Origin of the sequence: Anatilimnocola floriformis, from assembly GCF_024256385.1 — a bacterium.
GTDB lineage: Bacteria > Planctomycetota > Planctomycetia > Pirellulales > Pirellulaceae > Anatilimnocola > Anatilimnocola floriformis.
The window spans coordinates 343,557-357,246 of record NZ_JAMLFW010000002.1; the positions used below are offsets into that span (position 1 = coordinate 343,557).

Annotated in this window: 15 protein-coding genes; 6 read left to right on the top strand and 9 right to left on the bottom strand. The window is 59.0% G+C overall.

The window, feature by feature from the left end:
- Positions 1–59 precede the first annotated feature (59 nt).
- Positions 60–308 carry a hypothetical protein gene (locus M9Q49_RS26135; protein WP_254512237.1) on the top strand — a complete coding sequence of 83 codons (249 nt, stop codon included), beginning with the start codon at positions 60–62 and terminating at the stop codon, positions 306–308.
- Positions 309–325: 17 nt separating this feature from the next.
- Here the strand turns inward: M9Q49_RS26135 and M9Q49_RS26140 are convergent, their stop codons facing one another.
- The 3 genes from M9Q49_RS26140 to M9Q49_RS26150 form a co-directional block, all read right to left on the bottom strand.
- On the bottom strand, positions 326–664 hold the full coding sequence (locus M9Q49_RS26140) for a hypothetical protein (RefSeq protein WP_254512238.1): 339 nt from the start codon (positions 662–664) through the stop codon (positions 326–328).
- 78 nt (positions 665–742) lie between these two features.
- Positions 743–1,375, bottom strand: a complete 633-nt coding sequence (gene ruvA / locus M9Q49_RS26145; RefSeq protein WP_254512239.1) for a Holliday junction branch migration protein RuvA — start codon at positions 1,373–1,375, stop codon at positions 743–745.
- Positions 1,376–1,437: 62 nt separating this feature from the next.
- The gene (locus M9Q49_RS26150) at positions 1,438–1,641 is read right to left on the bottom strand and encodes a hypothetical protein (protein ID WP_254512240.1); all 204 of its coding nucleotides are present in this window, start codon (positions 1,639–1,641) and stop codon (positions 1,438–1,440) included.
- A gap of 181 nt (positions 1,642–1,822) precedes the next feature.
- Here M9Q49_RS26150 and M9Q49_RS26155 point away from each other — a divergent pair, with 181 nt between their 5' ends.
- Both M9Q49_RS26155 and M9Q49_RS26160 read left to right on the top strand, forming a co-directional pair.
- Positions 1,823–2,989 (top strand): zinc-ribbon domain-containing protein, encoded by a 1,167-nt coding sequence (locus tag M9Q49_RS26155; protein ID WP_254512241.1) that lies wholly within the window; start codon positions 1,823–1,825, stop codon positions 2,987–2,989.
- 597 nt (positions 2,990–3,586) lie between these two features.
- Positions 3,587–5,479 (top strand): serine/threonine protein kinase, encoded by a 1,893-nt coding sequence (locus M9Q49_RS26160; protein ID WP_254512242.1) that lies wholly within the window; start codon positions 3,587–3,589, stop codon positions 5,477–5,479.
- A gap of 20 nt (positions 5,480–5,499) precedes the next feature.
- On the opposite strand, the gene M9Q49_RS26165 is transcribed toward M9Q49_RS26160, so the two are convergent.
- The 6 genes from M9Q49_RS26165 to M9Q49_RS26190 form a co-directional block, all read right to left on the bottom strand.
- Positions 5,500–5,649, bottom strand: a complete 150-nt coding sequence (locus M9Q49_RS26165; RefSeq protein WP_254512243.1) for a hypothetical protein — start codon at positions 5,647–5,649, stop codon at positions 5,500–5,502.
- Entirely contained in the window at positions 5,646–6,353 is a 708-nt protein-coding gene (locus tag M9Q49_RS26170) for a leucine-rich repeat domain-containing protein (RefSeq protein WP_254512244.1), read from the bottom strand. Before M9Q49_RS26170 ends, M9Q49_RS26165 begins: the two co-directional genes overlap by 4 nt.
- Positions 6,354–6,437: 84 nt before the next feature.
- Positions 6,438–7,361: a hypothetical protein gene (locus M9Q49_RS26175; protein WP_254512245.1), complete on the bottom strand. Its 924-nt coding sequence runs from the start codon at positions 7,359–7,361 to the stop codon at positions 6,438–6,440.
- Positions 7,362–7,391: 30 nt separating this feature from the next.
- Positions 7,392–8,834: a hypothetical protein gene (locus M9Q49_RS26180; RefSeq protein ID WP_254512246.1), complete on the bottom strand. Its 1,443-nt coding sequence runs from the start codon at positions 8,832–8,834 to the stop codon at positions 7,392–7,394.
- A 63-nt stretch (positions 8,835–8,897) separates the two neighbouring features.
- Positions 8,898–9,686, bottom strand: a complete 789-nt coding sequence (locus M9Q49_RS26185) for a hypothetical protein (RefSeq protein WP_254512247.1) — start codon at positions 9,684–9,686, stop codon at positions 8,898–8,900.
- 23 nt (positions 9,687–9,709) lie between these two features.
- Complete coding sequence (locus M9Q49_RS26190; protein ID WP_254512248.1) at positions 9,710–10,420, bottom strand: PTS sugar transporter subunit IIA; 711 nt, start codon at positions 10,418–10,420, stop codon at positions 9,710–9,712.
- Between the two features lie 415 nt (positions 10,421–10,835).
- Here M9Q49_RS26190 and wbaP point away from each other — a divergent pair, with 415 nt between their 5' ends.
- The 3 genes from wbaP to M9Q49_RS26205 all read left to right on the top strand — a co-directional run bounded on the left by wbaP (position 10,836) and on the right by M9Q49_RS26205 (position 13,616).
- Entirely contained in the window at positions 10,836–12,365 is a 1,530-nt protein-coding gene (wbaP, locus tag M9Q49_RS26195; protein WP_254512249.1) for an undecaprenyl-phosphate galactose phosphotransferase WbaP, read from the top strand.
- A 213-nt stretch (positions 12,366–12,578) separates the two neighbouring features.
- Positions 12,579–12,968, top strand: coding sequence for a (deoxy)nucleoside triphosphate pyrophosphohydrolase (locus M9Q49_RS26200; RefSeq protein ID WP_254512250.1), 390 nt, complete (start codon positions 12,579–12,581; stop codon positions 12,966–12,968).
- A 99-nt stretch (positions 12,969–13,067) separates the two neighbouring features.
- Positions 13,068–13,616, top strand: coding sequence for a hypothetical protein (locus M9Q49_RS26205; RefSeq protein ID WP_254512251.1), 549 nt, complete (start codon positions 13,068–13,070; stop codon positions 13,614–13,616).
- Positions 13,617–13,690 lie beyond the last annotated feature (74 nt).

The following is a 13,690-nucleotide window of genomic DNA, read 5'->3' on the forward strand; positions in this document are numbered from 1 at the left end:
CGGCATTTCTGCTCAATCCCTACAGCGAGCTGGTCGATAGGTAGGAACAGGGGGACGCTATGAACCGATTTCATCTTCAACTGCGCGCACTGCTGGCAAGCTGCTTTCTCTGCGGCTGCCTGCTGACCAGCAGCGCCAACGCAGGTCATCCCCAGTACTGGACGATCGGCCGGCATCAGCCTGGCGAAAACGTGCAGGCCTTGCATCCCCAAGGTTACGCTTACGGTTGGTTCGGCGCGAGTTCGCGACCTCAAGCCGCACGGCAATCGGGCTACTACGGTTTGTACCGCCAGTGGAACTTCGAATAGTCCCGCCAAGCCAAAAGCTAAGCGTTTCGCCGTTGCGTGGCAGCGCCACGACCTTGCCACACGCGGCCTGGTGAGCCGCTGCTGTCGGTGGCTTCGAAGTGAGCCTCGGGGTGCGACGGCCGCATGTACTCGATCATCGCAAAATTGGCGGCGTCGATCAGATACTCGGTGTTGCCCGTCTCGGCATACTTTTGCAGCCGCAACTCGAGCGACTTGATCGCATCGACCTTGTGCGGATAAGCGTCCGCCACCTTGCCGTACTTGTGAAACGACACGAGCATGCGGTTGCGCATGTACTGGACAAACTGCTCGTCAAATTCAGACTTCGGCAGCAACGGATCGGCGGCATTCTTCATCTTGGTTTCTCGCTGCGTCCCATTTTACGGGCGAGGTGCGAAGGCAGCAATGAGCGCGCTGCAGTGTTCGCCCACGCGTCAGTCCTTCTTGGCATGCGTCTGCTCGTACACCGCCAGTAGCACCGCTTCCACATCGGCGTATTTTTTCTTTGCTTTCAGCACTGCGTCGAGGCTCTTGCGGGCGTCGGCTTCATTGTGGCCGAGGGCGCGGAGGGCTTCGTAGGCTTCTTCGACCACGTCGCGCTTGATGTCGGCTTCGTAGGTCACATCCTTGGCGATGAGGAGTGCGAACTTCGACATTTTTCGCCGCAGCTTGGCAATGATCCGTTCGCCGAGCGCTACGCCAATGCCGGGAAGCGAAGCCAGCCCCTTGGCGTCTTGCTCTTCGATCATGCTGGCGATGTCTTGCACGGGCCGAACCATCGCGCGGAGAGCTTTTTTGCCGCCGACGCCGTCAACGGAGCAGAACATTTCGAAGAACTCGCGTTCCACGTCGGTTGCAAAGCCAGTCAGTCGCGGCGTGACCTTGCCGCGCGAGGGATCGCCGTCGATGGTGTAGATCGTTTGCAGCGAAACGCTCTGCCCCAGTTGCTGGCCGAGACTGCGGCGGGTCGATTCCGAAATGAAGACCTGATATTCGAACGGGGCGGCTTCGAGCAGAACGAAATCTTCCTGAACTTTCAGCAGCTTGCCGGTGATGCGCGTAATCAAAGTTGAGTCCACTCCGTTGCAGTTGAGAAATGCATCCAGAGCGGCATTGTAGCAACCGCCGCTTAGCGGCGGCGGAAGCGGCCGCGGGTGGAATTCATCGACGGAGTTTTGCCGTGCTCGCGCTCCCATTGCTGAGAACCGTAGTTGATACCGCTGATGTTGTAGCTCGAATAAGGATTCTTCGAGCTGCCGGCGACGACTTCGAGCGCATTAAAACTGGCCGTCGTAACCAAGACCGCCAGCAGCAAAATGATCAAACGCGTCATGGCCATGCTCCGCAACACTTTCGACTCGACTGTTTCTCAAAATCGGCTCCCCGTATCTTACGAGCGCAGCGAAAAGGCAAATGTTACATCTCTTTCACCAATTGCCGCCGGCCAACCGCGAATCTTACGTACGCTCGCGTTATGATGGTGCCGAACGGCTTGTTCCTCGCGGAAGATCGCAATGCCCATCGAATTCTTGTGCCCGACTTGCCAGCAGCAACTGCGCGTGCCGGACACCGCCGCCGGGAAAAATGCCAAATGTCCCAAGTGCGCGACCATTCTGACCGTGCCCGGCAGTTCTCCCAGCGATTCGCCGCTGTCGCCGCCACCGCAAGCCGGTTTTGATTTCTCGCCGCCGAAACCCGCCCCTCCAAGTCAACCGCCACTAGCTCCAGCGCCGGCGGCAAATTCTTTCGCGAGCACTGCTCCTAGCAACCCTTTTGCCGATCCACCGAAGGAAGCCAACGCGTTCGGATTCAACGACGCCCGTTATGCACCAGCGGGCCATTCGACAAACCAAGCAACCATTCCAGCCGTCGCACCGAATCCGTATGCTTCGCCGCAAGGTGGTTATCAGGTTCAGCGTTTAGCTACGCCGGGCCAACTCGGTTACCAGATTGTCGAGGTCACGCCGATCGTGAACCACGCCATTGAAATCTGGAAGAACCACCTGGTCATCGGCGTCGTTAAGTCGCTATTACCTGCTTTGATATTCATTCCCTTGGTGTTTCTACTGTTGCTGGCGATCGGCGTCGCGGCCAAAGCGAACGAAGCGCTCGCCTATGTCATCATGATTCCGGCCAGCTTGATCTTCGTCGTGGCCGAAGTCTGGCTGTCGATCGGTCAGGTACAGATGAGTCTCAAACTGGCCCGCGGTCAGGAGGCGCACCTCTCCGAGATCTTCGGCGGCGGCGAGCGGTTGCTGCCGATGCTCGCCTACACCCTGCTGCTCGCGCCAGTCATGATGGTCTCGGTCTTTATGGCCCATGTGCCGCTGATTTTATTTCTCCTCTTCTGCTGGCCCTCCTATTATCTGGTGATCGAAGGTAAATGCGGCGTGCTCGAATCATTCCGCCTCGCCAAGCAGATCACGGAGGGGAACAAGCTGACGTCGTTCGTCTTGGCGCTCGTCGTTTATGGCTTCAGCATGCTGGGGTACATGGCGTGCCTGGTGGGGATCATTTTCGTCATCCCGTTGATCTCGATCATGTTTGCGACGGCTTACCTGATGATGACGGGCCAACTGCCGATCCCTCCCAAACCGCAACCGCAGTACTACCCGCCGCAGCCAAATCCGCACCAGGGTTACGCCCAACCACCGCAATATCTACCGCCACCGCAGCGGTGATCTGACTCGGGAGGGCGAGGCTTCCGCCGAGCCGCGGCGGTCAAAAGCAGTCGCCAGCAGCCATTGCCGTTACCTCGGCGGCTCGGCAGGAGCCTCGCACTCCCGCTCTCCCCGGAGTGACGAGGCGAGCCAATCCGGCAAAAATTCTGGCAACCTTTCTTTGCCAGAAACTGCTACAGAGTCTTGATTTGCCGCAAACGAGAGTAAAATTAGAGCTGGCAGCTTTACTCGCCCCGCGCAGGGGTGTAACTTTTTTCCAGCGGAAAATGTTTCCCTTGTCTCAATCGCTGTCAAATCATTGCTGCGAGTGTGCGGCAGCTCGGCTGAGTCTGGGAGTGCGCGATGCCAGCTGGAATGTCGTAGACTGCATTGACCACTGACTGATTACCGAACTGTTGCCGCAATCGGAACAAGGCAATACGTTCAAATCAGTGCCACATTAACCAGGGGAGGTAAAGCGGAACCGAATTCTGGGGACATACGTCAGCTAGCGATATGCGCAGCACATCTCCCGCTGCGAGCCAGCCGATACTCATTACAGAGTGTGTGCTCCCTAAGGAATGAACCCGTCGAGCGATTCACGGTTCCGCCACGGTTATGGCAAAACTGAGCGTCGAGCAATTTTTAGAGTTCGTCGAGAAGAGCAAACTGGCCGAGCCAGAACTGTTGCGCAAAACTCTCGACAAGCTCCGCGCCGCCAATTCCGGTCAACTGCCGGACGACGCCGATCGTGTTGCCGAAGCTCTCATCGCTGCCAACCTGATCACCAAGTGGCACGTCGATAAGCTGATGGACAAGAAGTACAAAGGCTTCATCCTCGGCAAATACAAACTGCTGCGACTACTCGGCAGCGGCGGTATGAGCACCGTCTATCTGGGCGAACACATCCTGATGCATCGCCTCCGCGCGATCAAAGTGTTGCCCAAGGGCCGCGTCAACGATTCGTCGTACCTCGCCCGCTTTGTGCGCGAAGCCCAAGCCACGGCGTCGCTCGATCACAACAACGTGGTCAAAGCCTACGACATCGACAACGACGGCGACACGCACTACCTGGTGATGGAATACATCGAGGGGAAAGACCTGCAGAACATTGTGAAGCAGGAAGGCCCGCTGCCGCTCGAAGTCGCTTGCAATTACATCGCGCAGGCCGCCGACGGTTTTCAATATGCGCACGAGAACGGCTTGATCCATCGCGACGTGAAGCCGGCGAATCTGCTCGTCGATAACAAGGGCACGGTCAAGATTCTCGACCTCGGTCTCGCGCTCCTCGCCGATGAAGAGCGTTCGTCACTGACGGTCGCCCACAACGAAAATGTTCTCGGCACGGCAGACTATTTGTCGCCGGAACAAGCCGTCAACAGCCACAAGGTCGACTCGCGGGCAGATATCTACAGCCTCGGTTGCACGCTCTATTTCGCGCTGACCGGCCATGCGCCATTCACCGATGGTTCGCTGGCCCAGCGGATCGCCAAGCATCAGCGCGAGATGCCGGAAGACATTCGCAAGGAGCGGGCCGAAGTGCCGCGCGACCTCGCCGATATCTGCTGGAAGATGATTCAAAAGCGGCCCGAACGGCGCTTCGCACGGATGAAGGACGTCGCCGACGCGTTGAAGGGCTGGCTGAGCTCGCGCGGTTTCAAAGCCGATGCCACCGTCAGCGGCGCGGTAAAAATCAACGGCACACCGGGCGGAGCCACTGGTGGTGCGGGAAGCAAAGGGGGCTCGTCGAAGGCCCTCAAGCGACCAACGACCGGCAGTGGAGTGCGCAAGACTCCCGCCGTCGATGACGACACACTGGCCGACAAGCAGCGCCAAGAAACGATCAAGGGGATCGTCGCCGAATCGGACGCCGCCGCCAAACCAGGCAGCAGCAAGTCGAACGGCAAAGTCACAGGCGACAGCAGCAAGAACATCAAGGTCGGCCCACGCCTGCCGAAGGCCAAATCGCTCGATACACCCGCAGCCAAGCCCGGCAGCGATACGAAGATGCCCGCCGCAGCCACCGGCGCTGCTGCCGCCGCCAAACCGGCTCCCGCTGCCAAGAAGACCGAAACCGGCAGCTTCGACTTCCTGAACAACTTGCCCGCGCGGTCGGGTTCCAGCCCGTCCTTTCCGGCAGTTTCGTTGCCGAAGAACACCAGCGGCGCGATCCCCGCTGCCAAACCAGCGGCTGCCAAGCCCGCTGCCCCTTCGGGCCCTTATGTAAAAACGGCCCCTGCCGTCGGTGCTGCTCCTGGCGCAGCGGTCGCAACCAGTGCTGCTAAGAAAGCGGCCGCCTTGCCGATGTGGATGTTCCTCGCCGGTGGCGGAGCGGTTCTGCTACTCGTCATCGCCGTTGTCGTCGGCGTGGTGATTTCTAGCAGCGGCAAACCAACGCCCCCCAAGGGAAAACCCGCTCCGGCCAAGAACGTCGCCCCCAGCAACGAACCCGACACCAGCTGGAAAGCTCCCGAGCGCAAGCCAGGCGCCATCTTCGCGCCCGTGACCTAAGCGCTAATGCTCCTTGGCTGTTAATCCTCGTCGAGGATTTCGCTGTAGCCTGAAGTTTGAATCACCTCAGGCCGAGCGCGTTTCAAGCGGATGCGATCGGCGCGGGTGAGTTTGGCTCGTGGCATCTCGACTTTCCGCAGGTTTTTCATGGCAATAAGATGGTCGATCACGCGGCCATCAGTTTCATGTCCCGGATGCTAAGTTCGCGTACGTTCGAGTTGGCAAAAGACTGCAGGCAGTCGCCGGTGATCGGAGTGCTCTCGATTTCCAGCTTATTTAAGCTCTGCAATTCGGCGAGCTGCGCAACGCCGACGTCGGTGACTTGTGCTTCACGCAGGTAGAGCGATTCTAAGTTTGGCAGCCTGGCCATGCTATGCAGCAGTTCATCGTTGATTTCATTGCCCGTCAACATCAGCGTTTCAAGTTGTGGCAGGGCTCCTAAATCAATCGAGTCCAACTCGACATTTCGCAAGATTAGTATTCTCAACCCTGCGCAGGCCTGCAGTTCGCGAAAGTCCGCTGCGGCGAGTTGGGTGTCGGCTATCGACAGCATGTGTAAGCGGGGAAGTTTCGCCAGGGGTGCGAGCAGCCCGCGAGTGGGGGTTGCTGTAATGGTGACTACGTCCAGGTCAAATTGTCGCAACAGCTCTACGTCGCGCGGCGTGACCTTGGCTTCAAAGAAGTAAGCTGACGTGGTGTCGTAGCGATGATCGCCGTACAACAGGCGATTGAAATAGCTCTGCCGGTCGGAAGCTGATGCCGTTTCGAACTTCACTCCTTTTCGCTGATACTCCAGCATGGCCCAACGTTGCGATTCAGTTCGCTGGCGCGCGGCGAGTACGATCCCCACGAGTGCCGTAATGATGAGCAACAAGCGAATGGAAAACTGCGGCAGCCAACGGCGACGAATGGGCGGCGGTGACGGCTGGTGGTTGGTCATCGATGAACGGTGGCGAAGTTAATCGCCGGGTTGGCTCTCGTGTTCTAGAAGCGGGTCGAAAGTTTGCGTGATATCGGGCCGGGCTCGTTTTAGTTTAGCTCGATCCTCCTTCGCGAGCTTCGTCCCTTTCAATTCCAGCGACTTGAGCTTGCGCATGCCAATGAGATGGTCGACGGCGGATGAGTCGACGTTGGTGTCATTAAGTTGCAGATTCGTCACATCCGAATCGGCGAACTCCTGGAAGCAAGAACCGTTGATCGGCGTTTTTGACAGCCACAAATTGCACAGGGCAGGCAAGTGCGCCAGCTTGGCCAAGCCGGCGTCGGTAATTCGCGTGTCGTAAAGGTACAGCAGTTCGAGTTTCGATAGCTTGGCGACTCCCTTGAGCAATTCGTCATTTGCAAAGGGACCGACGAGTTCCAAATACTGGAGGTCAGGGAAGCTAGAGAGATCCACAGGTTCTAGTTCGACTCTCGTAAGCGCAAGCCAGAACAAGTGAGTCCCGCGGAGGTCGTCAAAATCACTGGCGGTAATGCGCGCGTCTTCGATGTGCAATATCCGCAACTCCGGTAGCTTCGCAATTGAAGGCAACAAGCCGCGGACGGGAGTTGATTTAAATCCCACGCTGTCGAGTTGCGGAAATGCGAGCAGCGACGAGGTGTCTGCCGGAGAGATTTTGCCATTTTTCGCAAAGGCAGAACTGATGGCGTCGTATCGCTTGTCGCCGTGGTACAGGCGATCGAGCCAAGGTTGCGAAGATGGACTGTTCGGGCCGTAGAATACAAATCCCTTCGCGGTGAGCTTTTGAAATGCGTGATGCTGAGATTCGGTCCGCTGACGCACGAAGACGAGCAGAACACCACAGAGCGCAGTCGCGATCAGAAGCAGACGCAGCGAAAATTGTGGGAACCAGCGGCGAACAGATGGTGTTGCGTTTGACATGTTCCACGGTTCCCGACGGACAGGGGAAGGCTAACGCTGCGCGATCACCGGCTTTTCAGCGGTTCGTTCATTGGCAACTTGATTCAGCAGCTTCACGAGTTGGTCGCGGATCTTTTCTTCGGCGTCGACTTGCAGACAACTCGTGCGGGCTCGCCAGGTGGTGTAGCCACCGAGTTTGTGGAGTTCTTCGGGCGGGATGTACCCCTCGCAGCCGTTGGCGAGTTCGATGTTCATGGTTGTTTTGAACGGGCTGTTCTTTTTGATGAAGAGGCCGGTGCTGGCGTAGGTTTCGTTGGGGATGGCTGCGATGCCGAGGTCGCCGAGGCGGATGGCTTGCAGTTTCAGCTCGCGCGTCGGCGGCATGGCATGCATCAGGAGCGTTTCGCGAGCGTAGACTTCGGGCACGGTTTTTGGTTTGCGGCCGTCAAACGTTTTGACGAACTCGGTGGCCTGCTCGACCTCTTCTGCCGTCGGCTTGCGGATCTTGAGCGTCAGTTTTTCTTCCTGCATGACGATCGGCAGCCAATCGAAGTATTCGATCTTTTGGAACGCTGCAAACGCCGCAGCGGCGACTTCTTTGGCGACGGTTTCGCGATCGAACATCCGCTTCGGCTTGGTGTAATCCATCAGCCACATGTCGCCGCTGGTCGCGTTGCTGTGAACGGCCATGAAGTCGGCAGACTGGTCGGCGCCGAGGAGCCGGCGCATTTCATCGCAGACATTGGCGTAGTAATCGGCCGACACGCCCTTGGGTCCGCCGACGTAGTGGAGCGAATAATTGGTGAGGACGGCGAGGGGTTTGCCGTCGGGCGTTTGCAGGCTGAGGACGGGGATTTCGGGATCGGTCGGGCCGGTGGCGCGGATCTTGTTTGGATTATCGAAGCCGGGATGCATCATCACGGTGTCGTCCTTCGTGCCGCCGAAGGGATTGGTCGGCGCGATGCCGGGCTTCATTTCCCAGTGACGGCAAGCGACGTTTGTTTCATCGCGGCCGACGGCCCAACCGATGCGGGCGGGTTTGAGTCGTTCCTTGGCTTGGGTAATTCCCTTGGCGATTTGGATGGGTAGAAACTTCGTGTATTTCTCGTCGGCATCGGAGCCGAGACAGCCATGTACGCTTGGCGCGCTGTGCGTGTGCGTGGCAGAGATCAGCATGCGGTGGGTGGGAATGCCCGTCGCTTTGGCGGCCATCTCCTTGGCTTCGTCGAGCAGCTCGCGCGGCATCATGCAGCTATCGACGACGACGATGGCGATCTGCACCGAACCGTCGTCGAGCACCAGGCAGCGGGCATGAATGCGGTCGTCGACCTTGTCGATCACTCGCTCGCTCATGCCGCCGTTCACGATCACCGGCAGCTCAAGCGGCGAAACATCGATGGCGAACGCCCCGGCGCGAAAGACTGGCCGATCGGCAGCAGAAATGATCGAGCAGTAGAACAAGCAAGCGACAGCGGCAAAAACTCGCAGCAACATCGGCGGGCTCCGTGCAGAAGCATCGTGAAGATGTCGCCAATGTAGCAAAGCGGCTTGCGAGTATCACGCCGCAGTGCGGATTCGCTGCTGCGGCTGGATTTGCTGAATGACCGCAGCCGGCGCGATCGCTGCGGCGATGGCCTGCTGCAGATCGGTGGCTCGGCAAGGCTGAGCGACGACCGCGCTGATTCCCGCAGCACGAGCGCGCTCGAAATCGTCAGGGCGCGGGAACGCTTGCAAGAGAATCGCCGGAGTGCTCGGCTGTTCGCCGGGCGTCTGTTCGCACCAAGATTGCCAGGCCGACCAATCGCAGAAGATCCGCAGGGCCGGTTCGCTGGAGATCGCGGGCTGGTACGTCGCTTGCCAGATCGTGCGCTGGCCGAGCGACTGACACAGACCGGCAATGCCCTGATAGTCGAGCTGTCGCGCGGCGTGGATGGCGAGCCAGTGTGGAGCGAGTGGCGCCGTTTCTTCAACTGCAATTTGCGAGAGAATCGCCGCGGCCCCTTGATGCCAGTAGCATCGAGTCGCATCGAGCAACGGCCTGCCGCTGCGCGGTTCGCCTTCCGACCAACTGCCGGCAACGACAACGCAGCGCGCTAGTGGATCGAGGATTTGCACCGCATCGACTTCGGCTTGGGCGAAGTCGCCACTGCGCGATTGCAGCCAGACGACGGCGGAAGCTTGCAGACATTCGGCGGCATCGTTGGCGCGGGCGAGTCGCCAGGCGCGCAACAAGTCAGCCGTCGTTTCAAACGAATAGACAATCGCGCGCGTGGCCAAGTCGCGAGCAACGGCGCCTAGTTCGGGCGAAAGGTTTCGTCCGACGAGATGAATGGTGGGAAAACGCATGGCATCCTTGCCTTCTGAAAAAGTTACTCCGGCAGGAGCAATTCCAAGCGGCTCATTTCGGCGAGCAGATCTTGGGGTGTTTCTGAGAATCGCAACGCTTCGATGAATCCCGCCGAACCGATCAAGCGGCTGAGGCGAGCCAACGTTCGCAGATGGCTGGCGTCGTCGACCGAGCAAATCAAAAAGAATAGGTCCGTCAGCTGGCCACCCTCGGCGCCAAAGGGCATGCCCGATCCGGTGCGGCCGAAGGCGATGAGGGGCTGGGCGAGTATCTGCGGCAACGGCCGGCGCGGGTGCAGCAGGGCGATGCCGTTTTCGAGGGCCGTGGGGTGGAGGTTTTCGCGAGCCCGTACGGCTTCGGCCATTTTCTCGGGATCCCACAAATAGCCCGAGTTGGCGGCCAGTTCGCACATGTCGTCGATCACCGAGCTGCGGGTCCGCGATTCCAGCGGCAGGGCGATGGCCGCGGCGGGCATCATTTCGACGATTCGCACCGGCGGCTGTAGATCACTGGCCGCTCGGTTGAGCACCCCTTCGACGTTTTGCAGGTCTTTCTCATCCGCAGCCCCGATCCGGTCCTCAAGCCAATGGTGGATTTCGGCCAGCGAGAACCGCCATTCACCGCCGTGGCGCCGGCCGGGCACGGTGCCGCGCTCGGCCATTCGCTGCACCTGTGAGGGAAGCAGGTGGAGATATTTGGCCAGGCTATCGAGATCGAAGTCGTCGCGGGTCATGAGAAGGGCTTGGTTGTTGGAGAGCGGGCAATCTGGGATGAATTTTCGCCCGTAATCGCTAGCGATGTCTAGTCCGAAAACCATCTGGCGGAGATAAGCCACCCGGTGGCGTGAAAATGCCAGATTGCGGCTCAGCCTACCCTCCAAAGCCTAGACAGTCCCTAGCCGTCAAATTAACCTAAAACCGTCCCAGATTGCCCTCCCCGCAAATTTTTCCTCCATTTCCCCTCGATAGCCTGCCCCGCCTCCATCGCGAAGAAGTCCCTCTCCCACTGGGATTTCGCGTCGGTTGTCAGCTTGGTTATCCACACGGAGTAGCGGCGACAACTTGTCACCACCCAGGCAATTGGCCTCTCCCTCGCCCGGTAATTCGGGTGGTTTGGCTGATGGTGATCGGCGATCGCGCGCAAAGATTATGACCCCAGAAGAACTCGGTGCTCTGTCAGAGCGAACGCCCCGTTTGCGCTCGCAACAACAAAAGTCGATTCGTCCCAAAGTGGACGAGTCACTGCCGGTCTCAACGCCGCTGCCCTCGCGCGGAACGCGTAATGGCTGGCCGACGACAGCCATCCTCGTGCTGGCCGATGTATGTGCCATTCTCACTGGTTTGACGATGGCTGCGATTGGTGTAGCTTGGTTCCGCGATGCGTGGGGCTGGCTGAACATGGATTCGGCGCGACTCGCCATTGGTTACACGGCTGCGATGTTCCTGGGCCTGCAAGCTCAAGGCTTGTATCGCAGCTTGCAGTTGCGACCCGCCGCGGAACTGCGCGTGATGGTCATCACCAGCCTGCTAACGATCTGCTTGCTTGGCACGATTCTGTTTGCCATGCCCGGCGTTTCGGAAGGGGCCTGTGCTTGCTTGATTTTCTCGAGCCTGGTGTTTGCCTTCGTCGCGCCGCTCTATCGCGCGGTTGTGCGCTTGACTGCTGGCCGCACCAACTGGTGGGGCAAGCGCGTGATCATCGTCGGCGGCAGCCGCCGCGGCTTGCTCACTTATCGTTGGTTGCAAAAACACTCGTCCATCGGTCTGCGACCGGTCGGCATTGTCGAAGATGTGCTGTCGCCGGCCAGCTGCCAGGAAATCGAAGGCTATCTCGGCCAATTCGATGATCTGACCGAGATCGCCGCCGAAAATCATGTCGATACCGCCGTGCTCGCGATGTCGCCGCACTTCGATGACGATACCCGCCGCATGATCTCGCGCGGTGGTTTCGGCATTCGCCACTGGATCGTCATTCCCGAATCGCAAGGCATGCCGCACCTATGGGCCACGGCTGGCGAAGTCGCCGCCCAGCCCGCGCTCGCCATGCACGTTGGTCTGTTGTCGCCGCTGGCGCTTGTCACCAAGCGCGCTTTCGATATGGCCATTGTGACGCTTGGTTCGCTCCTCGCTTCGCCGCTGCTCATCTTCATTGCAGTGGCCGTGCGGTTGAGTTCGCCGGGACCGATCTTCTATTCACAGGAACGGGTCGGCCGTCACGGTCGTCGTTTCCGCGCGTGGAAGTTCCGCAGCATGGTTCCCAATGCCGATCAGGTGCTGAAAGATTTACTCGCCAAAGACCCCGTGCTCCGCGCCGAATGGGAAGCCGATCACAAACTGAAGAACGATCCGCGCATCACCTGGATCGGTCGGATTATTCGCAAGACCAGCCTCGATGAACTGCCGCAACTTTGGAATATCTTCCGCGGTGAGATGAGCCTGGTCGGACCACGCCCGATCGTCCACGCCGAAGTCGAAAAGTACGGCGAGTACTACGAGCAGTACGCTGCCGTCACTCCCGGCTTGACCGGCCTATGGCAGATCAGCGGTCGCAACAAGACGACCTACGAACAGCGGATCGAGTTCGACGCTTACTACGTCCGCAATTGGTCTCTCTGGTTGGATCTGCACATCCTGGTCAGCACCGTCCGCGTGGTGTTGCTGCGAGAAGGTGCGTTCTAATCCTTTGTCGTCGTTTTCTCCGAAACGATCGGTTAAGGCGGATCTACAGCAGGCCAAAGGAACGAGCTCCGCGAAGTTCCGGTTTGGCGAGTAACCTCCACTCGCCAAACAGCCGAAAGTCGCGGAGCTCTTTCGGCGGCGCGGTAGGTTAACCTCCATTCATCGAGCACGGAGTGATCGACGACAATGGAGCGTGAGGGCTACACTGGGCTCATGCCCGAACCCAAACTCATTCAAATCGCCATTGCTGTTGTCGCCCGCGCAGGGAGTTTTCTTATCGGTCAACGACCTGAGGGCGTTGCGCTAGCTGGGTTGTGGGAATTTCCGGGCGGCAAGATGAACGCTGGGGAAACTCCCGAAGCGGCTACCATTCGGGAATGCCTGGAAGAAACCGGCCTGGCCGTGCGCGCCGTATCGCACTATCCAGAGTGCGTGCAGGAATATCCGCACGCGACCGTTCACTTGCACTTCATTGCCTGCGAGCCGATCGATCCAAGTGCGCCGCTGCTGCCGCCGTTTCGCTGGGTGCCGGCGGGTGAGCTCGCCCATTATGAGTTTCCCGAGGGGAACCGAACGCTGCTGAAATTGCTGACGGCAACTTAGTTACCGATTCTCTGGGACGCGGTGTCACAGGCGAGCAACTCGGCGGTATGGCCGATGTCTCACGTTGTTTCCCTCGCGATTCTTTCCTGGAGTTCAGCCATGCGTCCGCTACACAAAGTGTTGTATTTCATCCCGATGGTTTTCGGTTGGCTGGTGTCGTTCGCCGCGCTGACGTTTCTCGCCATCGTTTTTGCTGACGGTCGCGGACGCGATCGCGAGGTAATTCCCTTCCTGATCTTTCCCGCGATGCTGCCGGCGATGATCGGCGTCGGTTTGCCGATGATGATCTTGATGTACAAGGCCTGGAATTCCATTCAGGATGGCTCGCCGCGAACCACGCCCGGTGTAGCCGTGCTGCTGCTGTTCGTGCCGCTATTCAACCTCTACTGGATGTTTCAGGCCTGGTGGGGCTGGGCTCAAGATTTCAATCGCTATGCCCGGCAGCGCAACCTGACCGTGCACCGCGCGCCCGAAGGACTCGCGCTGACTTATTGCATCCTGCTGTTGCTCAGCTCGATTCCCGTCCTCGGCTTGCCCTTTGCGATGGTGAATCAGGTGGTGCTGCTGATTCTGGCTTACTGCTGCATCAACAGCATCAACAGCTTGATCGCGGCTCGCTCGACGACCGTCGAAGCTGAAGTGGTCTAATCATCGGCACCGATTCTCGCCGGCATGGGCTGCATGGCCGAAATCGGTGGGTTTAGTCGAAATTGCCACGAACA